We start from the raw sequence: 21,810 nt of genomic DNA on the forward strand, positions 1-21,810 counted from the left end.
ATTGATAAAAGAAATCATGACAGGGAAGTGAGGGTGTGCAAAGGGAGATTGATGGGGAGCTCATGTCTCTAGAAGATGTGTGGGAGAAATACCACAAGTTTTTGTATAAGTTATCTCACAAGTTTGTAAAAAGAGCATATCGGCACGGTCTAGAATTAGATGATTTAATGACTGTTGCTAAAGAAGGAATGATTAAGGCTTTTGAGAGATTTGACAGTAAAGCGGGTGTTAAATTTATCACTTTTCTGGGTGTTTGGGTAGAAGGATTAATCAAACGACTGATTCGCGATGAGGGTTACGAAATGAAAATAAGTCGATCAGTCAAAGAAATTATTACAAAAATAAATACTCAACAGCTGCAGGATTACGATTCGAAAGAAATAGCAGAGAAAATCGAGTACCCTGTCAACGACGTGGAAACAGCGCTTGAATTTATAGATATGAATCTTACACATTTAGATGCAGACGTCCAAGGAAAAGATGGTTCGGCTTCATCCGTATCCGAAATAGTCGGAAAAAAGCAAGACATGAGCGGATTGATTGTAGAAGAGTTTTTAAGCTTCTTGCCTGAAAAGTTAAGGCTGATTATGCAGTTGCGGCTTGAGGATAAAACACAGAATGAAATCGGCAAGATCTTAGGGGTAAGTCAAGTTCAAGTGTCAAGATTGCAAAGAAGTATCTCAAAATATTGGGACGCATACGAAAGGGGAGAGAAACAAGTGAGAAAATTAGAAATGACGGTCGATGAATTTGTTAAGCTGAAGCATATTGAAAATAAATCGTATGTGGCAATTGGGAAGATAAAAGGTGTATCGGACGTAACAGTGCACAAATGGGCAAAGAAGAACGAACAAGCTATTCAACAAGCTCTCAAACAGCTGAGAAATAAAACCGAGAGTAAAACTACTAAACTTATCAAACAGACAGTAGAACCAGCAGGAGAGCGCAAATACGAAGTGCTAGAAGCGGCGGTCAAACAATTAGAAAACGAAAAAGCAGCTTGGCAAAAACGAGCGGAGAAAGCAGAAAAAGAACTAAGCCAGCGTGATGACGATAAAGAAGCCTTGAGACAAGCAAACATTCAATTAGCCAACGACAACAAAGAATATAGAGAAGAGATTGATAACTTAACCAAAGCTAGAATAACAGCTGAAAGTGAACTGGATCGAGTGAGTGAGGAGTATACGAAGTCGGCTGAAGCCTTGCGGATGGCTCGGGACGAAGGAGCATTGGCTCAGAAGCGATTGGAACAGCAGGATTACGAGTTGGAGAACTTGCGGCACTCGTTCAGAAGCCTAAAAGAGAGTATGGAGGTTTTAACAAAGGAGAATCGCCATCTATGGGGATTAGTCGAAATCTACATGCCGAAGGTGTCCGTCTGATGGGCTTAGAATTCTCTCCTTATTCAAAAGAGCAGCAGCTGGCCGGTCATCAGAAGAAAGAGAAAGACAGACCTAAATTCAAACCCCGCCGACCGAAAAAGCAGAAACGAAAAGCCGAGACATACAAAGGCCGAGTGATCCCGAAAGCAAAGGTACGAGGAGAAATCAGCAAAAAAGAATACAATCGGGCAATTGAAGCGTTTGGCGAATGCTGTGTGATGTGCGGCGATCCTAGAATTGAAATGCACCATGTAAAGTACAGGAGCCAACAGGGCCGCGGTGGCTACAGAAACCTCATGCCACTATGCAACGATCATCATTCAGATGCTCACACTAATCGGAAATTTGCAGACATGCTGAGAGAACAGCGGGCTCAGCAGTTTGGGGAATGGTATTGGGCAGATAAATTCGACTTGTTCAAAGCAGGCTTGATACCAAATACCACTGAAAAGGCATTCGAAACCTATATGGACGAACAGGAGCGGATGAAGCGTGACCAGACGCGTTGTTGAAACTAAAGCAGCCACACTGGACAATGAGCAACTGACAATCATTACTGTCTTTGAAAAGGTAGTCAACAAAGAGCAGATTAAGAAAATGAGCGGATTTAGTAAGACGCATGATGTATTAATCCAGCGAGGGAACGTGTGGGAGTATAAGGCGAAGTAGACGCAAGAAGCGACATTGAAAGGATGACGAAAATGAGGGAAACGAAATATCAAAGTACCTGCCCTGAATGTAGCGGTATTAATATTTTAAACGAAGCTGAAACAAGAAAGCCAGTACATTGTCAACGATGCTATTGTCATTATGATTTTAAGATAAATGATATTAAAAGTCGCATCACCAAAGATTCGAACGGCGTCAGCAATTATATCAACGTTTCGATTGAAGAGATGGATTGGTGCGTAGAACAAGCCGAGAAAGTTGATGAATTAGTATCTATCGCTCTGTGGTCAATTCGAAGGCTGCCAACAAGTTCATTAAAGCATTATGCTCTACATGATTTGAAAAGAGTGGTTGGAGAAAACCATAAATACAGTGAATTTATTGATAAATGTAAAGCTGAAATACCAATAGATTAATGTCGTAACTCGTTGAAACTGTGATATAAACCTTTGGTGCATAAATCTAAAAAAATCAATAATTCACCAATATAACTATATCGTCAATAAACGAGAACAAGCAACCGAACAGGAGGAAATAAACATGATGAACCGAGTTGTTTTAGTGGGTCGATTAACTGCCGATCCTACATTACGTTACACACCGAATGGAGTAGCGACAGCCAGTTTTACACTAGCTGTCAATCGCTCTTTCACTAACCAGCAAGGAGAACGAGAAGCGGATTTTGTGAACTGTGTTGTCTGGAGAAAGCCAGCTGAGAATGTGGCTAACTACCTGAAGAAAGGCTCTCTGGCTGGAGTGGACGGAAGAATCCAGACTCGGAACTATGAGGGGCAAGACGGGAAGCGTGTTTACGTGACCGAGGTTGTCGCTGAGTCTGTTCAGTTCCTTGAACCGAAAGGCAGCGGCCAGCAACAGAATCAAAGCAGGCAGCAAAACAACCAGGGATATACACGAGCAGATGAAGATCCATTCGCAAATAATGGGCAACCAATTGATATAGATGATTCATTACCCTTTTGAAGGAGTGTAGCTAATGAAATGGACTGATGAAGCGATAGAGAAAAGTGTCTTAGGGCTCATGGATAAGCTAGGTGTCCAAAGAATGCCGACAAGTACAGAAATGAGAGAAAACAAGCTGACTGGCCTTTCAAGAGCGATCGGTCTGACAGGTGGAATGTATCAATGGTCCGAAAGGTTGAACATTCCGATGAAAGAACGGGAGAAGATGTGGACGGATGAATTGATAGAAAAAGAAATCATTAAATGCATGAAAGCACTTCACATAAAACGGATGCCGGTTGCTAATGAATTACAGGCAATTGGCAGAAATGACCTTCATTGTGCCATTTCTAAATCTAAATTGAAATACTCTGGATGGGCAAAGAGGTTGGGAATTAAATTAAAGTCTTCTGAAACAGTTAAAGGCAATAAATACGAATTGATAATCAAAGAAAAGATAGAAGAGTTTTCAAACCACTTGTATGTGCGAGAAATGAGCACAAAACACCCTTACGATTTACTGGTAAATGAATGTGTGAAGGTGGATGTCAAAGTAGCAGCTCCTCATCTTCATTTCGGAACAAGAGCACATACCTTCGCGTTGCATAAAAAGTATGCAACCTGCGATATATACGTTTGTGTGGCGCTAGATGAAAGAGAGGAAATTGAAAATATATTCATCATACCAGCTAGAAGCGCCCAACTCGTGACATTAAACATTTGTGGAAACAGCAAGTACAACAAGTTTAAAGATAACTGGGTTTTAATTTATAGCTTGGTCAACGCTTATGAGCAAACACTGAGCAGACATAGGTTGGGGTGAAACCATGAAGAGAGCAACTAAACAACAACTACTTACAATCTGTCTCTATGAGAATTGCAGTTTAGAAGAGAAATATGCCGCTGTACGAGAACTGCAGCGGCGAAAGGGTGAAGAACATTGAAACGATATGCGTACATCACTCCTGAAGATTACGAAACAGCTGAGAAGAACGGAATCAATCGCAGGACCTTGGAATATCGAGTCAGATACGGCGGGTTTGACATTGACCGAGCGATAACAGAGCCAACGGCTAAACGAGAACCTTGGACACCAGAACAACGAAAGAAACTGAAAGAAAGCCAATTAGGTGAATCAACAGTTAGAGAACGAATGAGGAAGTGGGGGATCAGCCGTGATGAAGCTCTGGCGATCCCGAAATTTACCCCGGAAGAAACTTTCGAGCGACTGCAAAAAGGATTTGAAGAAAAGCATTGTGTGTTTAGCCCGGAACAAAAACAGAAGATGAAGGAAAACGGGATCAAGCATGCTACTGCTTATGCAAGATGGAAATATCGCGGATATACGAAAGAGGAAGCTGTCACGATTCCCACACATACACATCGACAAATCAAAGAACGCACCGCCTTTAACAAGTTAGGGAGGAAAGCACAATGAAACTATGTGAGCGTTGCAACCGCCCGTTAAGATCGCAAAAGAGCATAGATGTAGGCATGGGGCCGGTATGCAAGAAAAAGCAAGAGGAAGAAGATGTGGAGTTTGAAAAGATTCAAATCAAAATAGACGAGGTGCTAGATGATGAACTTTAACGAATATCAAGAACTAAGTAAACGAACTATGCCAGATCATGACAATGCTGAGAAACGATTCTTGGCGGTAGCTAATTACTCTCTTGGGTTGATGGGCGAATCTGGGGAGTTGGGAGACCTTATCAAGAAAGAAATCTTTCATGGGCATCCGGCGGATTTAGAGAAAGTGAAGAAAGAAGCAGGGGATGTTCTTCATTACCTAGCTGGCATTGCTACTCTTTATGGATTTAGTTTGCAGGAAGCAGCTGGAATGAATATAGAAAAGCTGAAAAAGCGATATCCAGAAGGCTTTTCAACTGAAGCAAGCATGAAACGAGTGGACGTGAAGTAATGCGGCAAAAAGGAGACAAATACCGGCCAGTGGCTACCGTGCTAAAAGAAAAGAACGGCGTACCTACAAAGCTACATATCAGCGGCAAGGTGTATGCGCTGGTACCAGATGATTATATCAACGGGCGGAAAAATCAAGCAGGGAGGATGAAGAATGAGTAAGCAAGAGCGCGAACATCTCATTGAGTGGTTAATCACCTTCACTGGATATAACCGAAGTTACTTTGATTGCATGAAAGATGAAAGTATTGAGGGGTTATATAACGAGTTTGTTGGTGGTAGGAAGTGAAATACAACGTTAAAAAAGTGGAATACGACGGAATCATCTGGGATTCTGCTTGGGAGAGAGACTACTACATCGAACTACAAAACAACCCGGCTGTGGAGAGCATACAGCTACAGCCGGAGTTTACGATCATCGAACCATATGAAGTGACATGCCCGCGTTGTAACGGCGCAGGAAGCCGCAGGAACGAGAAAACGGGCAACCTAAACAAATGTACTCTGTGCAGAGGGAAAGGTGTCAAAACGAAACAGGGAGCGATTTACACAGCTGATTTCCTTGTCACCTATAAAAACGGTAGGCGGGAAGTGATTGACGTAAAAACGAGCGGTCCGGTATCTAGGGATTTCCCGTTAAGACGAAAACTCTTTGAACAGCAGCATGGAGCAGAACTAGTTGTCATGACGAAGAAAAAAGGAAAGTGGGTGCGGAGAAGATGAACCCATTTGCGGGCTTCTTATTCGTTCTTGTGTTTTTTGGTGGAGTGCTTGGGATTGTTCTATCGGCGTCCAAAATATATGAAGCTGTACAGGAACGTAAAAAAGAAAAATGGAATCTCAAAAATGCTATAAAAGCAGCCAATACGCTTTTCAAATGTGATACATGCAGTAAGTATTCAAGAGCATATCAACAAATTATAAAATACTATGATTCGAAGCTTAAAGGTGCATTAACAAAAACAGAAAGATTTTGCCCGCATTGCGAAGCACACCGATACAACTTACACAGGTCTTATGATGAATATTCATGGCTTGAAACGCATCCAGATTGCCCAGAGATCGACAAGAAGGGCTATCTGATATACAAAGACACGTTAGATAAATTAAAACAATCCATCAAAGATATAGAGGAAATTAAGGCATTCCAAAAATACAACGGATTCAAATGAGGTTGAAGAAGAGGAGTGAGAAGATGATTCCAAAACATTGCATTAATTGCGGCAAAGAGAAAGAAAATCCACGTTCACACTACTGTGAGACTTGTTTTGAGTCTCTGTTGAAAGTGAAGGTTAAAGCATGAATCTGCCGGCGCAAGAACAAATCCTTTCTCCTGAACAAGTAAAAGAAGCAATCAAGGAGGAACTGCCAACAGGAGCAGCCCGAGCGATAACGACTCATAACGAATTATTGAAATCCATTAACGCTATGGAAGAACACATTGACTCGTTATCTCCCTTCCAGATTGCGAAGCTGGAACATTACTACAACCGAGCAGAACGGGAAGCATGGAAGATAGCGGGATTCTATAAGAGCCAGTATCAATTTTACTTTGGACGGGCTAGCACAGAGCGCGGTCAGATGTATGTGTACGAGCGGGAAACAAACAAGATGGCTGTTAACGACTCAAACTATAAGAGTAAGATCGCTGAAGGAGTCAACCTAGAAAAGAGCGGCATATACGAGGGCTATTACGTTACTTGGAAAGGGATTGCTCAATCATATGCAGGGATGCAAAACACTCTCAAAGACATGCTTAAAGCAATTGATGCAGAAGGTGGAGCGAAATGATCGAGGGATTATTGCTCGCTTTTATATTGAGTCTTTTTGAATTTGATAGCCTGTTTATCCAAGGTGTGAAGGAATGGACAGGGATTGAGTTAACATCAGCCGGATACTATGTGTTTTTCTTCTTCGGTGGCGCGGTGTTCAAACTGTTAGAAGTTATCGCAAACAGGAAGGATGATATTTCATGATAGGAATATGGGCAACGATCACAGTATTACTCTCAGGATTCAACTTCTTAGTGATCAAGTTAGTGAAGATGAAACGGCAACAGCGGCATTTAGAAACGCAGCTGTATGATTTTTGGAATCAACTTGGGCAATATGAGAAGGAATTGAAGCGACCGAAGGAAACAAACAAAGCAGAATAACCAGAGGGGGCAGACAGAGTGGGAGCAATCAAACTAACAAAACCGACATTTAAGCATATAGAAGCGGAATGGTTCGCTTATCATGATACAGTTACGGAAATCAAGAGAATCAGAGAACACATTATGTTCTGCACAGACAACGAGGATGAGAATGTAGGGGGAGGGCGATCTTCCCTCCCGTCTGCTCCTACCGAAACTATCGCAATTCGCTTAACGATGAATAAGAAGCTGAAATACCTTGAAGAAATAGCAGAAGCCATCGAGAAAGTCTTTAACGCTCTGCCGGACGATTATAAGAAGCTGGTTCGCTTGCGGTACTGGTCAGCAAAGAAAGATTATACATGGGATGGACTAGCTAAGAAACTCAATGTGGGAAGAAGAACGGCTATCAGATGGCGTGATGAAATTATGCAAGCAACAGGAGAAGTATTGGGCTGGAGATAAGATCGGCACTATTATGGCACTTTTGACGCTTAAAAAAAGCTTATAATGGTACTGTAGGAAAATACCTACAACACATAGGCGATAAAAAAACTAGCGGGTAGCGCCTGGAAAACGCCCCGCACCCATGCAGCTAAAAACAATGAATACATCAGCCGTCTACATGGCGGCTTTCTCTTTGTAAACTGCGCATCCGTCCTTTTCATCCCCTTCTTTCGGCGGGTGTCCAGTTTAGAGGGAGAAAACCTCTATTGGCTGGGGAGTCGTATTTCTTGTTTTGAACAGCTTTGTAGCATAGTGCTTCAAGGCTGTTTTTTATTGAAATAACAAAAAAAGAAGGATTATTTTTCCTTCTTCAAAAAGTCACGTAACAATCTTTCTATAAGTTCAGCGACACTAACATCTAATTCAACAGCTTTTATTTTTGCTTCTTTGATTAAATTTTCATCAATAGTTGTCGTAAATTTTTTTTTCATGGCACAACCCTCCTAAACACAATATACAACACATACGTACGATTGACAAGTACGTATATACGTATTATAATTGTATGTATGGAGGGGTGTTAAAATGAATGATTATTATTTCGAGGGGTATCTTGAAAAACACGACGATGGTTTTTTCTATTTTTCCGGAAATAGATTGTTATCTTCACAAGAGATAGAGATGAAAATAAAAGATGATTGGGTTCTTCACACAATAACGAGCGTTGGGGAAGGCGATTATGTCATTCATCCGACTCATAATAACGAATCGAGAATGGCGGAACGCGGCAAGGCTCGTATGGATGTAAGGGAGTATATTTGGAGAAAACAACCTAACAAAACAAGAGAGAAATCTCCTAATTATGGGTTGTTGATAGACGTATTGAATCAGAATGGGATTCGATTAAAGGGGAATGAATTTAAAGCAATATTCCTTGCGATGGATTTGATAACTATATATGACACAACGAAAGAATTAGCTATTAAACACGCAGCTGTAGAATACTCAGTTCCGCAAAAGTTGATTAAAGAATTTATAAAGGAAACTAACATTCAAAGCAAACAAGAAAAAGAAATTCGGCAACAAAAAGCGATTGCGGCTAAAGAAGAAAAAAGAATAAGCGATGAAATCAAAAGGAGGATATGAGAATGTTTTCCGAAGAACAAAAAACGGCAATAGTGCGTGCTGCCGAATTATATAACGCTGCGTTTATCCAAGGTAACGATATTGTATGTAAAAAGGCTGAATCGTATTTGAAGAGAGTAGCACGAGCAGAAGACAATGAGGAATTGGATAGTTTATTAACTCTTTATAGAGAAATCGTTTTCTTGATGATGGATGACTTTAGAGAGTTAGCCGAAGGGATTATAGATGGAGCAAAAGAAAACGGAATACTACAATAAAGCACTCGCTTAGGCGGGTGTTTTTCTTTTGTGCTGAGATTATTCCTTGAGTAATATCAGCAGAGGAGAAAACAAAGGGAGAGAAACAACATGAAAAAATGCCAAACCTGCTTATACGCCCATAAGCAAAACGGAAAAGCTGTCATGTGCCCATATTGGCGCTGTATCAAAACATACGGGTGGCAAGCAGACAAAAAGGAGGAATCCTCATGGAACAATACTTTATCAAAGTAGGAGAGTTATATATCGCAAATTATCCCACGGTATCAGAGAACAACGGAACCACAGTAATCCAGTACATTGAGTTAATCAACGACAAAACAAATGCTAGGCTGTTTAGAGATATGGATTATGCTAAAAGCATCGCTGGGCTATTAAACGGGATTACGTATAAGAAGATCGTAACGGTGGACGAGGAGCCGGTTTGACATTCAATGGATTAATTGCATTGAGTGTAACTATCATGATCGCATGTGCGGTATTGTGGGAGGAATAAGGGATGTTACCAAACAAGGTGAAGATCGGCGGCATTAACTATGATGTACAAGAAGTTAGAGGGCTCGAAGCTGAATTTAGTCATCTAGGACAGATACTCTATACAAGAGGAGTTATCAAAGTAGATGAAGAGCTGTCTGCTGACCGTAAAGAGCAAGTGTTTGTTCATGAATTACTGCATGGTGTGTTTTATGAAGCTGGCATTGAGGAGCAGGATGAGGACATGATTAATCGGGTGTCTATTATACTGCATCAAGTATTAAAGGATAACAATCTGTGTTTTGGAGATCCACTCAAGAAGTTGAGGGTTAGTCGATTGTGCAACATGCCAATTCATCCTAATACACTAGAGGATAAAGAAGAGACAGTCTAAGCGGCTGTCCTATTTTATTGAGTGATTAACACAAGGGGTTGATACGATGTGAAACTGACAGAGAAGCATCGAGTAAAAAGCGCCGAAAAACCTTGATATATAAGGCTTTGCATGGCGATTCATGGTATAATAGTAGTACAGGATAGGAGAAGGAGTAGCTACCTTTTCTGAAAGCAGGTATCCGAGCCTGTTTCCTGTATTTAATAAATCGGACACACTGTCGGAGGTGTTGGAAATGAAAATATGTAATGTAGAAGGGTGTCAAGAACGGCATGTTGCAAACGGATATTGTCGAAGTCATAACTACCGATTTAAAAGATATGGTGACCCCTTAGTTGTTAAGGAAATTCAATCAAAGAATAGAGAAAAATGCGAAGTAGAGGAATGCGGAAGGAAACATCACGCTAAAGGTTACTGTAAAATGCATCACTATAGATGGGAAAGGTACGGCGACCCTTTATATAAAAAACACAGAAAAAGAGTTTGCTCAGTTAATGGCTGTGAACGTGATGCATACGGAAAAGGATTATGCCGCACACATCATTATAGGTTAAAAGCCAACGGCGACCCATTAGTTGTCCAAAAACTTATTAATGTTCCTTGTAAAATCGAAGGATGTAAAAATAAAAACAGAAAATACGGTTACTGCGAAAAGCATTACTATGAAAGTGACTTATGCAGAGAACAACACCGAATATACTCAGCTAACCGAAGAAGTTTAAAAGAAAATGCTATTGTGAATGATTTTTCCCTTTTTGATTGGAAAGAGAGTTTACGGCATTTTAATGAGGAATGTGCTTACTGCGGGGCGCAAGACAATGACCTACAACAAGAACATATAATACCACTTTCAAAAGGTGGAGCAAACACAATAAGCAATGTCGTTCCCGCTTGTGAAGGTTGCAATCAAAATAAGAAAGCGAAAACGATTGAAGAATGGTATCCTAAACAACCTTTTTACAGTATAGAAAAAGAAATGAAAATACTGAAATGGATGGGATACGAAATAAACGATAATAAATTACAAATAAAACTTTTCTAAAGCACCCTTGAAGGATGCTTTTTTTATTGGAGGCGGGGCTGATGTAACATGATTAACTGGAATGAGGTAAGACAAGAATACGAATCCACTGATATTACATTAAAAGCATTAGCTGAAAAGCATGATATAAAAGATTCTACTTTGAGAAGTAGGAAAAACAGAGAGAATTGGCAACGCAACGAAAATGCAACGCAACGCAAGAACGTTGCAACGCACAGCAAGCGAAGAACAGAAGAGAACAGGCATAGAGAAACGAAAAACGAGCCTATTGTTGAAAGTGAGGGAATCACTGATAAACAATGGCTTTTTTGTTTGTATTATGTGAAGTATTTCAATGCTACGAAAGCTTATTTAAAAGCCTATGAATGTGCATATTCAACAGCAATGGTAAATGGTCATGGCTTACTAAGAAATACTAAGATTGTTTCAGAGATTGAACGCATGAAAAAAGAAGTAGCTGACGGAATAATGTTAGATGCGAGCGCAGTTCTTCAGAAGTACATCGACATCGCCTTTGCTGATATAACAGACTTCGTAGAATTTGGTCGTGAAGAGGCAACAGACGATCTGGGCAATCCATACGAAATGAATCGTGTGAAATTTAAAGAGTCCGCAGAGGTTGATGGAACTATTATTACCGAAGTGAAGCAAGGAAAAGATGGTGTTTCCGTAAAACTGGCTGACAAGATGAGGGCACTCGACTTCCTTTCCAAATACACGGACTTGTTATCTGAAAACGATAAGAAGAAGCTGCAAAACGAAAAAACCAAAATGGACATCGCTAAAACAAAAGCGGAAATAGAAAAGATGAGCGGCGATAACGATGATAAACCGATTGAAATTGTGATTAAACGAAAAGGTGATGCTTCATGAGTACGTTGGCAGTCGAGAAAGAAGTAAATCCGCGCTTTGAGGACTTTCTTTTTGATTGGGAGCAGAAGTATCAATTTTTAGTCGGCGGCTATGGCTCCAGCAAAAGCTATCACATTGCGCTTAAATTGATATTGAAGCTGCTTGAAGAGAAACGTACCGCTCTGATTGTTCGGGAAGTGTACGACACACATAGGGATTCTACGTATTCGCTGTTAGAAGAACTAGTTGAAGATATGGGATTGAGCAGCAAAATTAAATGTATGACCTCTCCAATGCAAATCCGCTTTCCGAACGGTTCAAAGATTATCTTCAAAGGAATGGATAAGCCGCAAAAGCTGAAATCCATTAACAACATTTCGATCATTTGGATTGAAGAGTGTTCAGAAGTGAAATATGCAGGGTTTAAAGAGTTGATCGGGCGGTTACGTCACCCAACATTGAAGCTGCATATGATTCTTTCAACGAATCCGGTAGGTGAGGAAAACTGGACATTCAAACACTTTTTCAAAGATGAGCGAAACAAGCGGCTGGTTTTAGATGACAATGAACTATATGAAAAGAAAACAATTATTGTAGGCGATACGTATTATCACCATTCAACCGCTGATGATAATTTATTTCTGCCAGAAAGCTATGTAGCGCAATTGGAGGAAATGAAAGAGTATGATCCAGACCTTTACCGTGTCGCTCGGAAAGGTCATTTTGGTGTGAATGGCGTGAAAGTATTGCCGCAGTTTAAAGTAGAATCGCACGACAAAGTAATGGCAGCTATCCAGGATATCCGCTCCCCGCTAAAAAGAGTCGGCATGGACTTTGGTTTTGAACACTCCTACAATGCAATCGTTCGATTAGCGGTAGATCATGACAAGAAGATTCTTTATATTTACTGGGAGTATTACAAAAACCAAATGACGGATGACCAAACAGCGGAAGAAATTGCGGAGTTTAAGAAAACAAGAGAATTAATAAGAGCAGATTCAGCGGAACCAAAAACGATTAAGTATTTCCAGCAGAAAGGCTTCAATATGAAGGGAGCAAAGAAGTTTGCCGGCTCCCGTTTGGCGTACACGAAAAAAGTGAAGCGATTCAAACAGATCATCTGTTCAGATCAATGTGAAAACACAATATACGAATTGAAAACACTCACTTATAAGAAAAATAAGTTGGATGAAATTATATATGATGAATTCACTATTGACCCTCACACGTTGTCTGCTATTTGGTATGCGTTAGATGATTATGAGGTGTCAGACTTGAAAGCGGGCGCTTATATCAGCAGTTCCAATGCATGGTGAAAGGAGTGATTGTTATGAAGAAAGCAATGCTGTATAGTGCGGTAAATTATGAAGGTCTTTTCATGGACGAGTGCTTTATGAGTGTGGATCGCTCGAAGGCTTTGGAATTGATGCACTATAACAAAGATGTGGCTTATATCGAAGAAGCAGAAGCGATGATTGACTTGGAAAGAAATTTACGGCCTGGTTTTAGAATTGCTGGGTTTTATACAAGGGAAGATTTTGAACAGGACATCCGAACAGGTACGGTGAAGATCAATGATTGACTGGACAAAAAAAGAATGGAATAAGAGTACAATCACAGACGTTCATGGGAACGTCTTTTTTTATCGGGATTTATACGAAGGGAAACATGCTGAAATTTTCTCCAGAGCCAAGAATCTTATTGAACAAGGGGAAATCATTGACAACATCACGGAGGGGTCAGTGAAAGCGAAGAATGTGCAAACGCCGTACATCATGGCGAATGTGTCGCGCTTGATACCGGAAATTCCTGCAATGTTGGTCAGCCGCTCTATTGGACAGATTAACTCTTCTCTGAATACAAAAGCGGAACAATTGGCAGCTATGGGTAAAGAAACTGCTGATCTGATAGACGGGCCCGAAGGAAATGAAGCGAACAACACAGTGTACGATCTGCAGCAGGAATTGATTGAGCAGATTGTAAAGAACTCCAACCTCACCTTTGAGCACTGGACAAACATCGTGCAGCAACAATTAGACGGCGGTTTAGTCGGTGTTCCATGGATGGATGATGACGGCATTCGGATTGACTTTAAACAGCGTGATGTCTACTTTCCTCATGATGATGGAAAAGGCGTAGACCTAGTGTATGAGCGAGAATTCAACAGTGACCGGTACTTACATGTGTATAGAGAACGGGTGGAGCGCGGGAACTTGCTTACGACTAACCGTCTGTACAAACTGAAGGAAGGCAGCGGACAGCTAACTGAATTGGATGAATCGACAACAAAAGAACTCTTAGGACTAGATGTGCTGGACAGAGTGTTTGAGGGGCGGTCCCGCCCGTTCGTGGAGTATTGGGCTAACGAGAAAACATTTATGAATCCGCTCGGCCGCTCCTGTCTGAAGAATCAAGAGGGCAAGCAAGATGAAATCAACTGGACATTAACTCGTAATGCAATTACCTTTGAGCGGAATGGAAAACCTCGTATTGCTGTATCCAAAGAAATCTTCACAGCTCTACAGGAAGCCGCTTTACAGAGATATGGTCCGGGTGGAGAAAGCAGAATTGATCACAGGGATTTAGAAGTGGTCACCTTTGATGAAGAAGGAAAAGCAATGGAGATCATTCAGATTGATGTCACTAAGATTGGTGATCTTACATGGGTGAAAGATTTAATGAAACTCATGCTGATGGAAACGAGCACATCTGAAAAAGCGGTGGACTTCTATTTAGGTGAAGGCAGTAAACAAGCCGCTCAGTCGGGCATCGCGAAGTTTTACGACTTATTCGTTTCCATCACAAAAGCGGAGCAGATCCAAAAGGAATATGTCTACTTCCTGCAAAACTTATTCGAAAACTGCCTATGGTTAGCTAATCAAGATAATTCTTCGGTACTCATTGAGCGTCCGGAAATTCAAACAAGAGCCATGGTGCCGATTAGTAGACAGGAATTATTAGAAGAGAACGCCAAAGCTTACACAGATGGCGTGCAATCGCTTGAAACAACAATCAAAGCCATTCACCCTCACGCCGCTGATGACTGGATACAGGAAGAAATAGAGCGGATTAAAGCAGAGGGTGAGATTGACGATAATCCTTACCCGGATGATGGAGGGGATGAGCAATTATGATGAATGCGGAGTCGTTTATAAATAACCTAATTGAAGATCATCAGAAGAGTGAAGTGGAACACGAGCGGATTTCTGCTGAGATTGCCGTGCGACGCAAAGAAATCAGAGAGTCGATTGCCGAGAAGAAAGAGCGCTTCCGAAACAGACGGGGAGTTCGACAAAAGAGCTTTGATTTCATTCGTTAATAGAGGAGTGAGCGGTCATGATCGACAATGAAAAACTGCAGGATGAGCTAGAACAAGATCAAAACTCACCCGAAGCAAAAGTGTTAGCTGCCGCTCTCCTTGCCGCTCTGTCTATACAGGTGTTTAAAACCTACCGCTCCTATGCAAAAGACGGTATCTTATCTAATCGTGAAATGAACCAGCGGAATCGCAAGAAAAACTTCTTCCAGTCCATTTCAGCCACTCTCACGAGTCATTACAACCAAGTGAAGGAACTCGTGTTAAACAAAGCGCTAGGTGGATTTAAATGGGCGTATGAGCGGTACATGAAGGAATACTCAAAGGCAGTCGGTTGGGAACTCAGCCGGGAACTGGCAGAGAAAGAAATCCAAGAACGAATGAAAAAGGGCTATCCGCTCAACAAGACGATGACTTACAACCGAAGAAAAACGTTGAAACAGCTACGCCGCTCTTTGCAACAAGGGTGGAAGAAAGGCGAAACACAAGATCAGCTGATGAAACGAGTGGAGAAGGTTGTCGGCTCGGATGAAAAGCGGATCAAGAACATTGTGCAGCATGAAACCGCTCGAATGCAGTCGCTGGCTCAAATTAAGAGCATCGAGAAGGCGAAGAAACAGGGTGTGCGAATACAAACACAATGGTGGGCGTTAAGGGATGCAGTGACGCGCCCATCACACCGATATTTACATGGACAGAAATCAGATGAAGAGGGCTATTTTTATGTAGCAGGTGCGAGAGCAAGAGCCCCGCGCCTATTTGGCATGCCCTCTGAAGATTGCAACTGCCGCTGTTATTTAAAGATCATCAGCATATCGGATGGCGTTGACTTTGATGATTGGGTGGAGGAGGAAGAATGAAGTGGTTGCAATTGTTGATTGAACAGCAACAATCCGCTTTCTTGAGAATGTGGTCAAAGGAAATGAATCATGGTGAACGAGTGCATAGAAGCTTTGTGAAGTCGCTAAGATAGCGGCTATTTTTTATGTCCAATCCATGATGACTCTAAAAGCTGTGGATCGACCGCACAGGCGTTACATGTGCAATCCAATCGGTGACAATACATCGTTAAAAAATGTAGGAGGTAATGAAACAAATGAATAGAGAATTTTTAAAAGGCTTGGGACTAGAAGAGGAAGCTATCAATTCCATTATGGCTGAACACGGGAAAACAGTGAACACAACGAAAGAGGAGCTTAAAACCGCTCAAACAGAAGCGCAGTCGTTGAAAGATCAACTGAAAGAACGTGACACCCAGCTAGAGGAATTAAGCGCACAGAGCGGCAATAATGAAGCGCTGAAACAACAGCTAGAAGTGTTAAAAGAAGCGAACAAACAGAAAGCCGCTGAATATGAAGCGAAACTCCACAAACAAACCTACGACTATGCGTTGGATCGAGCATTAATGGGCGCTAAAGCACGCAATCCACTCGCAGTGAAAGCTTTATTGGATACGGAGGCCATTAAGCTAGATGGTGACAAACTGCTCGGATTAGATGACCAGCTGAACAAGTTGAGGGAGTCTGACGGCTATCTGTTTGAAGGAGAAGCAGAGCCGCCAAAGCCAAGTGGATACACACCAGGATCACCGCAAAGAGGGAATACGCCAAAGCCAAAGGACGCTTATGAAGCAGGGAAACAAAGAGCCTTAGAGCGACACCAAAAGGAGGAAAACTAAATGAATTTACAGCCACAACGTGACACGATTATCAGTCAAAAGGAATTTTTACGAAACACTGTCGGCATGGAATTTAAGACCGCTGGTTTAACGCTGGACGCTTCCAAATTTACAGCTGGTCAATATGTCAAAGCAGGGACAGCGGTATTTAAAAACGAAACGAGCGGCTTATTTGAGCCTGTTCAAGCAGATACACCAGAAACAATGCTTGCTGCTTGTCTAACTTCTCATGATGTGAAGGTAACAGCGGGCGTGAATCCTGTTGTTGGCGGTGTGATGGGTGGTCATCCTATCGAGTCCAAATGTACAGGTGTGACAGCAAACTTCAAAGCGGCGACAAAAGGCCGTTTAACATTCGATATTTAATTAAACTAACAAAGGAAAGAGGTAGAAAATATGCCATTACATTTAGATGAATTCGGAAAAGAACAATTGACAGGATACGTGCAGAATATCCCTCCGGCTCGTGAGTATTTACTGAAAAACATTTTGCCGATCGAGCGGACATACGACATGCAATTTGCTTACAACGTGATTGATGGTGCATATTCAGAAGCTGCCAGCATCACGGGTTGGAATGCTTCCGCTCCTTTGCGTGACAAGCCGACGCTTGCTCGTATGTACGGGGAGATTGCAAAAATTCAGCATGAAGAAAAACTTGACGAGTATGAACTGTTGAAATTCAACCGTCCTCGTTCTGATGCAGAACGTGCTCAAGTTATTGAATACGTATATAACATGACGGATCGATTATCAGAAGGTGTAGATGACCGGGAAGAATCTCTTCGAGCGGCCGCTATTTACGAAGGAGAACTGCATTACGAAGACAAAGAAAATGACGTTAAAATTGATGTTGTTTTCGATATCCCTGCTGGCAACAAAATCACAGTTACAACCAAGTGGGATCAAGCGACAGCAAAGCCTTTGTCCGATCTGCAAGCAGCGGTTAAGCAATTCCAATCGAAAAACAACCGCAAAAAACCTATTGTCATGCACATGACATCCGCTACAGAGGCGCTCTTGCTTCAAAACGAGCAAATCTCTGTACAGATTAATGGAGAAGCGAACAAAGGGCGTCTTGTTACTAGTCAACAAATGCAAAATGTGATTACTTCTCTGGGGTTGCCGCCATACGCCATTAATGATGACGTGATTGTTGAAAATGGCGTTGAGAAACCTTTGTTACCAGATGGAAGAATTGTTTTGATCGGTGCTGACATCGGTAAAACATTCTTAGGTCCAACAGTGGAAAATAATTATGAGCCTGGTAAGTTTGCTCAACCGGAAATCTTCACAAACCCTCCAGGACAAGGAATCATCATCGGGGAAGCGGCATTCCCTGCATTGACTAGACCGCAAGCAATCGTACATCTAAACGTACTGTAAGAGCCTTTAAACGGGCTCTTTTTCTTTTTGTAAAGGAGGTCAGAATATGTATATTGCCAAAACAACTCTTCTTCATAACGGCAAAATCGTTCCTATTGGCGACGAAGTGGATTTAACCGCTCAACAAGCAGAATCTTTAGGTGAACTAGTCGAGAAAAAGGAGCAGCCGAAACAGCGGAAGCAACGGAATAAAGAAGGTGACGAGTAATGTACAGCTTTCAAGATGTCGATGATTACTTGCACAAACTCGCTTATACAGAAGCTTATACAGCGCTGGATCAAGTGGAGCGGGAGAAGGTAGTATTTACCGCTCATGAATTGCTTATCACTTACATTGCAGAACCGCTTATTACAGCCAAGATTATCGCCATGCAGGTGATGTGTGCGTTGAAAAGCAATGGCGGTGACTTGTCGGCTATCGACCAGCTGCAGAAGAAAGGTGTCAAATCTTATTCACTTGAAGATGTATCTGTCACTTTTGCTGGTTCTGACTCTGCTACCTATCAATCATGGTGGGCGAATTATCCCGGCGTCTGTCCGGATATACTTGCGCTCCTTGCTAAACAGTTGAATCCCGGTGCTTATGTAGGTCGGTTAATATGATTATCACCAATCAAATTATTCAGATTGAACACAAAACGGGAGAGAACAAGTATGGCGAGGCTATTCATGGTCCGCCTGTCCAGTATGAAGCAAGAGTGACGGACAAAATCGAGGAAGTAAAGAACCAGCTGGGCAAAGAGGTTGTCAGCAACATGCACTTTTTACTCAAAGGGCTGGTAAAGGTGGGATATGACGACAAGGTTACCTATATCAACGAAAACGGCGATGTATTTGTTCGAAAACCGCTTAGTTATGAACCGAAACGTGGATTAGGCGGGCAAACTGTGTATACGAAGGTGTACTGCTGATGATTGAATTTAAAAACTATGCAGAATCCATGCGGGAATTAAACAGACTGCCGTATGATCTCAAAAATGCCGCTGTCGATGGCATACACGCCGCTCTGCAAGAGTGGATGATGGAAGCCAAGAAGGTGGCTCCTGTCGATACAAGTAACCTAAAAAATGAAATAGAAACCGAAATAAACCGGGCTGAAATGGCAGGGGAACTGATCTCCAACGCCTACTCCAGTACCGGTTTTAATTATGCCTACTATTTGCACGAGGTAGGGAGCCAGAAGGGATACAGGCCGAAAAAAGCCGGTAAATCCCTTGAGTGGCTGAAAGCAACCAACGATCCCGACCGCTCTCTGGCAACGGTGGAGCGGACGATTGTGCAAAAAATGAGGCCGAAAGGATGGTGATTGCATGAAAACACTGACGTTACTGGACGCGCTAGAGCTGTTCTGTAAGCAAGTGTTGCCGACAGCGAAGATTGCGCTCTTAAACCTTCCTAAGACGCCGCAGAGCGACCTTCTCGTCATGATAAATCCAGTGCCAGAGGAAAGAGCGATCAACGGCGTTCAAACGCGCATTGTGACTACATGGGATGTCATCTACTTTCACAGCCACGCTGCCCAAGTGGTAGAAAGCTTGGATAAACTTCGGCGGGCGTTCGTGCATGGCATCACCATTCCTTTTTTGGACGAGGACGAGAACACGATGCGGTATATCCGTGTGCAGGCGTTCAGCCCAAGCCCCATGAACGAAAACGAAAGTGACTTGAAATATATTCTCGCAAAGCTGGAAACCGTGACAAGTGATGTCTTGTCGGTTGAGCAGTTTGAAACGATGCAAGAAATCGCATTTAACAAGGAGGTTAGGCCATGAGTTTTACAGACATGAATAAAGGGCGGCCCGGCGTTTGGTTCAACTTTCCAAAAGTTGTTGAAGAAGCCATCGAAGGGTCTGACGGAGCGGTAGCCATCGTCAAGAAAGATTACAACGCTTCCGCTACGCCCGACACAGCATATGAGTTTACAAGTTTGTCAGAGGCGCGAGAAATCATCGGCACATCGAAAATGGATGATATTCGCCGGGCATTTAAAGGCGGAGCCAGCAAGGTGGTTGTTTACACGCAGAAGGCACCGGAATTACCAGAAAGTGAATACGACTACACGGGCGCCCAAACGGCGCTTTCTTTGCGTTTCTTTGAAGCGGTCACGTTTGACCATCCGCTCACAGCAGACGCACGCACAAGCTGGTCTGGCTGGGCGACAAGCCAAGCAACAGAGGAACGTTACCTACCGGTATTTTACGGCGTGGACGACGACACAGACACAGCGGCCGGCATTGCTCGTGCAGTGGCAGATAAAAGCGAATTGGTGGCAACAGTTATCAATGCGCCAGTGTTTGGCGATGTCACATGGAAATCGTGGGAAGCAGCGAACTGGCTTGCTGGTAAATTTGCATCCACTCCGCTCTCTCAATCTCTCACTTATGCAGAGGTAGAAGGAGCGACTGACGTTTCTGTCCGTCTAACAAACGCACAGATCGTTGAAGCGTTATCCAAAGGAGCAATGGTGTTCGAATATACAGGACGCAAGGTGCGGCTTGTTAGAGGAGTTACTACTGCCGCTACATCGTTAAAGAATCTGGCGTTCAAACAAACCTTTACCCGTGACATCAAATTTTATCTGGAAGAAGTGTTTATCGGCAAGGTTCCGAACGGCTCTAATCAGCGGCTGTCAGCGGAAGGAAACTTGAAGTCGAAGTTTATGCAGCCATTTGCTGATCGGGAAATCATTGATCCGGATTGGTCGCTGAAAGTCCTCCCGGGCCCGCAGAAACAACAAGTCATTGTCGATGTGGTCGCTACTGACCTTGAAACAATGGAGGAATTTTATATCACGGTGTCGCAAGGAGGTAGTAAATAATGAATCCAAATCAAGCACACGAAGCCTTTTCCGGAACCTATGCCAAAATTTTTGAGTCCGGCCGCTGGTTGGCTCAATTTCATAGTGTTGAATTAAAGGTAGAAGCAAAATACGAGGACATCCCACAGTCCGGCAAACTAAACCCCGGTAAAAAATTTGTAGGGTTTGAAATCACTGGATCTATGAAAGGATCGCAATACGGTTCCGAGTTTATCGAGCGGCTATCAGCTGCCAAAGACCCGTCTATCCCGCCGCTTGTGACGAATATGACCATGGTCAATGAAGATCCTGCCGCTCGTGGTCCGTACAAAGTGGAGGTATCGGGCATCAAGTTCACATCTTGGCCGGTATTTATTGCTGAACACGGCTCTCCAGTCGAGCAGGAATTTGAGTTTGTTGCTGAAGATTACGAGATTGTACAAGGTGTGCCGGACCTTTAATATAAACTTCCCCTTCTTTTTCGATTAGACATATAATATAATGTGGAAAAATAGGAAAAGAAGGGGAATAAATGATGAAAAAACTTTTATTGGCCATTTTGTTATGTCTTGCGTTAGTGGGGTGTAATTCAGCTGATGACAACGAAGCCGCAGAAACAACAGGAACAACAGAAACGACAGATGCTACCGAAGAAACATCAGACCTTAGCATGGATACATTTATCGAAGCTTTCGAGGGCGAGGGCATCGAGGTGGACCCGGAAGAAAAACCGGCATACAGCATGATCGGGGCAATAGATGGAATTATTTTTTACAATGGAAATGAACCAGTAAAAATTTATGAATATCAATCCCAAGAAGCGATGGACGAAGCGGAAGAAGGGTTTCCGAATCTGGCTGACTGGGATAAAAACGGATTATTCGTTATTGAAACAAACGATCAAGATGCAAAAGACATCTTTAATAATGTGGAATAAACAAGAAGGGCTGACAAAC

The 21,810-nt window shown here is 42.4% G+C and carries 40 protein-coding genes; 39 read left to right on the forward strand and 1 reads right to left on the reverse strand.

Going from position 1 to position 21,810, the window contains the following annotated elements:
- The first annotated feature begins 62 nt into the window (after nucleotides 1-62).
- The 17 genes from BBA02S_RS15640 to BBA02S_RS15700 all read left to right on the forward strand — a co-directional run bounded on the left by BBA02S_RS15640 (nucleotide 63) and on the right by BBA02S_RS15700 (nucleotide 7,530).
- Complete coding sequence (locus BBA02S_RS15640; protein WP_156141414.1) at nucleotides 63-1,382, forward strand: sigma-70 family RNA polymerase sigma factor; 1,320 nt, start codon at nucleotides 63-65, stop codon at nucleotides 1,380-1,382.
- Nucleotides 1,382-1,894, forward strand: a complete 513-nt coding sequence (locus tag BBA02S_RS15645) for an HNH endonuclease signature motif containing protein (protein ID WP_041113224.1) — start codon at nucleotides 1,382-1,384, stop codon at nucleotides 1,892-1,894. Before BBA02S_RS15640 ends, BBA02S_RS15645 begins: the two co-directional genes overlap by 1 nt.
- Nucleotides 1,875-2,051, forward strand: coding sequence for a hypothetical protein (locus BBA02S_RS21060; RefSeq protein WP_169799374.1), 177 nt, complete (start codon nucleotides 1,875-1,877; stop codon nucleotides 2,049-2,051). The genes BBA02S_RS15645 and BBA02S_RS21060 overlap by 20 nt, the downstream gene beginning before the upstream one ends.
- A 32-nt stretch (nucleotides 2,052-2,083) precedes the next feature.
- Entirely contained in the window at nucleotides 2,084-2,467 is a 384-nt protein-coding gene (locus tag BBA02S_RS15650; protein ID WP_041113225.1) for a hypothetical protein, read from the forward strand.
- A gap of 124 nt (nucleotides 2,468-2,591) precedes the next feature.
- The gene (ssb, locus tag BBA02S_RS15655) at nucleotides 2,592-3,032 is read left to right on the forward strand and encodes a single-stranded DNA-binding protein (protein ID WP_041113226.1); all 441 of its coding nucleotides are present in this window, start codon (nucleotides 2,592-2,594) and stop codon (nucleotides 3,030-3,032) included.
- Between the two features lie 13 nt (nucleotides 3,033-3,045).
- The gene (locus BBA02S_RS15660) at nucleotides 3,046-3,834 is read left to right on the forward strand and encodes a hypothetical protein (RefSeq protein WP_052477243.1); all 789 of its coding nucleotides are present in this window, start codon (nucleotides 3,046-3,048) and stop codon (nucleotides 3,832-3,834) included.
- A 117-nt stretch (nucleotides 3,835-3,951) separates the two neighbouring features.
- Nucleotides 3,952-4,449: a hypothetical protein gene (locus BBA02S_RS15665; protein ID WP_041113227.1), complete on the forward strand. Its 498-nt coding sequence runs from the start codon at nucleotides 3,952-3,954 to the stop codon at nucleotides 4,447-4,449.
- Nucleotides 4,446-4,601, forward strand: coding sequence for a DUF6011 domain-containing protein (locus tag BBA02S_RS21065; protein WP_169799375.1), 156 nt, complete (start codon nucleotides 4,446-4,448; stop codon nucleotides 4,599-4,601). The genes BBA02S_RS15665 and BBA02S_RS21065 overlap by 4 nt, the downstream gene beginning before the upstream one ends.
- Nucleotides 4,588-4,932, forward strand: coding sequence for a nucleoside triphosphate pyrophosphohydrolase family protein (locus BBA02S_RS15670; RefSeq protein WP_231557140.1), 345 nt, complete (start codon nucleotides 4,588-4,590; stop codon nucleotides 4,930-4,932). The genes BBA02S_RS21065 and BBA02S_RS15670 overlap by 14 nt, the downstream gene beginning before the upstream one ends.
- Nucleotides 4,932-5,093 (forward strand): hypothetical protein, encoded by a 162-nt coding sequence (locus BBA02S_RS20760; protein ID WP_156141415.1) that lies wholly within the window; start codon nucleotides 4,932-4,934, stop codon nucleotides 5,091-5,093. Before BBA02S_RS15670 ends, BBA02S_RS20760 begins: the two co-directional genes overlap by 1 nt.
- Nucleotides 5,086-5,220 carry a BH0509 family protein gene (locus BBA02S_RS20765; RefSeq protein WP_156141416.1) on the forward strand — a complete coding sequence of 45 codons (135 nt, stop codon included), beginning with the start codon at nucleotides 5,086-5,088 and terminating at the stop codon, nucleotides 5,218-5,220. The genes BBA02S_RS20760 and BBA02S_RS20765 overlap by 8 nt, the downstream gene beginning before the upstream one ends.
- On the forward strand, nucleotides 5,217-5,654 hold the full coding sequence (locus BBA02S_RS15675; RefSeq protein ID WP_041113229.1) for a DUF1064 domain-containing protein: 438 nt from the start codon (nucleotides 5,217-5,219) through the stop codon (nucleotides 5,652-5,654). Before BBA02S_RS20765 ends, BBA02S_RS15675 begins: the two co-directional genes overlap by 4 nt.
- The gene (locus tag BBA02S_RS15680; RefSeq protein ID WP_041113230.1) at nucleotides 5,651-6,103 is read left to right on the forward strand and encodes a hypothetical protein; all 453 of its coding nucleotides are present in this window, start codon (nucleotides 5,651-5,653) and stop codon (nucleotides 6,101-6,103) included. The genes BBA02S_RS15675 and BBA02S_RS15680 overlap by 4 nt, the downstream gene beginning before the upstream one ends.
- Before the next feature lie 127 nt (nucleotides 6,104-6,230).
- A complete protein-coding gene (locus BBA02S_RS15685; protein WP_061786756.1) occupies nucleotides 6,231-6,722 on the forward strand; it encodes a hypothetical protein in 492 nt (163 codons plus the stop codon).
- Complete coding sequence (locus BBA02S_RS15690; RefSeq protein ID WP_041113231.1) at nucleotides 6,719-6,907, forward strand: hypothetical protein; 189 nt, start codon at nucleotides 6,719-6,721, stop codon at nucleotides 6,905-6,907. The genes BBA02S_RS15685 and BBA02S_RS15690 overlap by 4 nt, the downstream gene beginning before the upstream one ends.
- The gene (locus BBA02S_RS15695; RefSeq protein ID WP_041113232.1) at nucleotides 6,904-7,086 is read left to right on the forward strand and encodes a hypothetical protein; all 183 of its coding nucleotides are present in this window, start codon (nucleotides 6,904-6,906) and stop codon (nucleotides 7,084-7,086) included. The genes BBA02S_RS15690 and BBA02S_RS15695 overlap by 4 nt, the downstream gene beginning before the upstream one ends.
- 18 nt (nucleotides 7,087-7,104) lie before the next feature.
- The gene (locus BBA02S_RS15700) at nucleotides 7,105-7,530 is read left to right on the forward strand and encodes a hypothetical protein (RefSeq protein ID WP_041113233.1); all 426 of its coding nucleotides are present in this window, start codon (nucleotides 7,105-7,107) and stop codon (nucleotides 7,528-7,530) included.
- 338 nt (nucleotides 7,531-7,868) lie between these two features.
- Here BBA02S_RS15700 and BBA02S_RS21355 read toward each other — a convergent pair whose 3' ends face one another.
- Nucleotides 7,869-8,003, reverse strand: coding sequence for a DUF6364 family protein (locus BBA02S_RS21355; protein WP_231557141.1), 135 nt, complete (start codon nucleotides 8,001-8,003; stop codon nucleotides 7,869-7,871).
- A gap of 94 nt (nucleotides 8,004-8,097) precedes the next feature.
- Here BBA02S_RS21355 and BBA02S_RS15705 point away from each other — a divergent pair, with 94 nt between their 5' ends.
- The 22 genes from BBA02S_RS15705 to BBA02S_RS15805 all read left to right on the forward strand — a co-directional run bounded on the left by BBA02S_RS15705 (nucleotide 8,098) and on the right by BBA02S_RS15805 (nucleotide 21,791).
- A complete protein-coding gene (locus BBA02S_RS15705) occupies nucleotides 8,098-8,658 on the forward strand; it encodes a hypothetical protein (RefSeq protein ID WP_041113234.1) in 561 nt (186 codons plus the stop codon).
- A gap of 2 nt (nucleotides 8,659-8,660) precedes the next feature.
- Nucleotides 8,661-8,915, forward strand: a complete 255-nt coding sequence (locus BBA02S_RS15710; RefSeq protein ID WP_041113235.1) for a hypothetical protein — start codon at nucleotides 8,661-8,663, stop codon at nucleotides 8,913-8,915.
- A gap of 209 nt (nucleotides 8,916-9,124) precedes the next feature.
- Nucleotides 9,125-9,343, forward strand: coding sequence for a hypothetical protein (locus BBA02S_RS15715; protein ID WP_041113236.1), 219 nt, complete (start codon nucleotides 9,125-9,127; stop codon nucleotides 9,341-9,343).
- Between the two features lie 71 nt (nucleotides 9,344-9,414).
- Nucleotides 9,415-9,783, forward strand: a complete 369-nt coding sequence (locus BBA02S_RS15720) for an RNA-binding protein (protein ID WP_231557142.1) — start codon at nucleotides 9,415-9,417, stop codon at nucleotides 9,781-9,783.
- A gap of 235 nt (nucleotides 9,784-10,018) precedes the next feature.
- Nucleotides 10,019-10,825 carry an HNH endonuclease gene (locus BBA02S_RS15725; protein ID WP_052477244.1) on the forward strand — a complete coding sequence of 269 codons (807 nt, stop codon included), beginning with the start codon at nucleotides 10,019-10,021 and terminating at the stop codon, nucleotides 10,823-10,825.
- A gap of 48 nt (nucleotides 10,826-10,873) precedes the next feature.
- Nucleotides 10,874-11,698, forward strand: a complete 825-nt coding sequence (locus BBA02S_RS15730) for a terminase small subunit (protein WP_041113237.1) — start codon at nucleotides 10,874-10,876, stop codon at nucleotides 11,696-11,698.
- Complete coding sequence (locus BBA02S_RS15735; protein ID WP_052477245.1) at nucleotides 11,695-12,993, forward strand: PBSX family phage terminase large subunit; 1,299 nt, start codon at nucleotides 11,695-11,697, stop codon at nucleotides 12,991-12,993. Before BBA02S_RS15730 ends, BBA02S_RS15735 begins: the two co-directional genes overlap by 4 nt.
- A gap of 14 nt (nucleotides 12,994-13,007) precedes the next feature.
- Nucleotides 13,008-13,259 (forward strand): hypothetical protein, encoded by a 252-nt coding sequence (locus BBA02S_RS15740; protein ID WP_156141417.1) that lies wholly within the window; start codon nucleotides 13,008-13,010, stop codon nucleotides 13,257-13,259.
- The gene (locus BBA02S_RS15745; protein WP_052477246.1) at nucleotides 13,252-14,811 is read left to right on the forward strand and encodes a hypothetical protein; all 1,560 of its coding nucleotides are present in this window, start codon (nucleotides 13,252-13,254) and stop codon (nucleotides 14,809-14,811) included. The genes BBA02S_RS15740 and BBA02S_RS15745 overlap by 8 nt, the downstream gene beginning before the upstream one ends.
- Nucleotides 14,808-14,996 carry a hypothetical protein gene (locus tag BBA02S_RS15750; RefSeq protein ID WP_041113239.1) on the forward strand — a complete coding sequence of 63 codons (189 nt, stop codon included), beginning with the start codon at nucleotides 14,808-14,810 and terminating at the stop codon, nucleotides 14,994-14,996. Before BBA02S_RS15745 ends, BBA02S_RS15750 begins: the two co-directional genes overlap by 4 nt.
- Before the next feature lie 17 nt (nucleotides 14,997-15,013).
- Nucleotides 15,014-15,853: a phage minor head protein gene (locus BBA02S_RS15755; RefSeq protein ID WP_041113240.1), complete on the forward strand. Its 840-nt coding sequence runs from the start codon at nucleotides 15,014-15,016 to the stop codon at nucleotides 15,851-15,853.
- 236 nt (nucleotides 15,854-16,089) lie between these two features.
- Entirely contained in the window at nucleotides 16,090-16,671 is a 582-nt protein-coding gene (locus tag BBA02S_RS15760) for a phage scaffolding protein (RefSeq protein WP_041113241.1), read from the forward strand.
- Complete coding sequence (locus BBA02S_RS15765; RefSeq protein ID WP_041113242.1) at nucleotides 16,672-17,037, forward strand: hypothetical protein; 366 nt, start codon at nucleotides 16,672-16,674, stop codon at nucleotides 17,035-17,037.
- A 30-nt stretch (nucleotides 17,038-17,067) separates the two neighbouring features.
- On the forward strand, nucleotides 17,068-18,057 hold the full coding sequence (locus tag BBA02S_RS15770) for a major capsid protein (RefSeq protein ID WP_041113243.1): 990 nt from the start codon (nucleotides 17,068-17,070) through the stop codon (nucleotides 18,055-18,057).
- A 46-nt stretch (nucleotides 18,058-18,103) separates the two neighbouring features.
- Nucleotides 18,104-18,265: a DUF7210 family protein gene (locus tag BBA02S_RS20770; protein WP_156141419.1), complete on the forward strand. Its 162-nt coding sequence runs from the start codon at nucleotides 18,104-18,106 to the stop codon at nucleotides 18,263-18,265.
- A complete protein-coding gene (locus BBA02S_RS15775; RefSeq protein ID WP_041113244.1) occupies nucleotides 18,265-18,660 on the forward strand; it encodes a hypothetical protein in 396 nt (131 codons plus the stop codon). The genes BBA02S_RS20770 and BBA02S_RS15775 overlap by 1 nt, the downstream gene beginning before the upstream one ends.
- Nucleotides 18,657-18,968 (forward strand): hypothetical protein, encoded by a 312-nt coding sequence (locus tag BBA02S_RS15780; RefSeq protein ID WP_041113245.1) that lies wholly within the window; start codon nucleotides 18,657-18,659, stop codon nucleotides 18,966-18,968. Before BBA02S_RS15775 ends, BBA02S_RS15780 begins: the two co-directional genes overlap by 4 nt.
- Nucleotides 18,968-19,363, forward strand: coding sequence for a hypothetical protein (locus tag BBA02S_RS15785; RefSeq protein ID WP_052477247.1), 396 nt, complete (start codon nucleotides 18,968-18,970; stop codon nucleotides 19,361-19,363). Before BBA02S_RS15780 ends, BBA02S_RS15785 begins: the two co-directional genes overlap by 1 nt.
- Before the next feature lie 4 nt (nucleotides 19,364-19,367).
- Complete coding sequence (locus BBA02S_RS15790; protein WP_041113246.1) at nucleotides 19,368-19,829, forward strand: hypothetical protein; 462 nt, start codon at nucleotides 19,368-19,370, stop codon at nucleotides 19,827-19,829.
- The gene (locus BBA02S_RS15795) at nucleotides 19,826-20,875 is read left to right on the forward strand and encodes a phage tail sheath subtilisin-like domain-containing protein (protein ID WP_041113247.1); all 1,050 of its coding nucleotides are present in this window, start codon (nucleotides 19,826-19,828) and stop codon (nucleotides 20,873-20,875) included. Before BBA02S_RS15790 ends, BBA02S_RS15795 begins: the two co-directional genes overlap by 4 nt.
- On the forward strand, nucleotides 20,875-21,315 hold the full coding sequence (locus tag BBA02S_RS15800) for a phage tail tube protein (RefSeq protein WP_041113248.1): 441 nt from the start codon (nucleotides 20,875-20,877) through the stop codon (nucleotides 21,313-21,315). The genes BBA02S_RS15795 and BBA02S_RS15800 overlap by 1 nt, the downstream gene beginning before the upstream one ends.
- A gap of 71 nt (nucleotides 21,316-21,386) precedes the next feature.
- Nucleotides 21,387-21,791 carry a hypothetical protein gene (locus tag BBA02S_RS15805; protein ID WP_156141421.1) on the forward strand — a complete coding sequence of 135 codons (405 nt, stop codon included), beginning with the start codon at nucleotides 21,387-21,389 and terminating at the stop codon, nucleotides 21,789-21,791.
- Nucleotides 21,792-21,810 lie beyond the last annotated feature (19 nt).

Source organism: Bacillus badius NBRC 15713, from assembly GCF_001591605.1.
Lineage (GTDB): Bacteria > Bacillota > Bacilli > Bacillales > Domibacillaceae > Pseudobacillus > Pseudobacillus badius.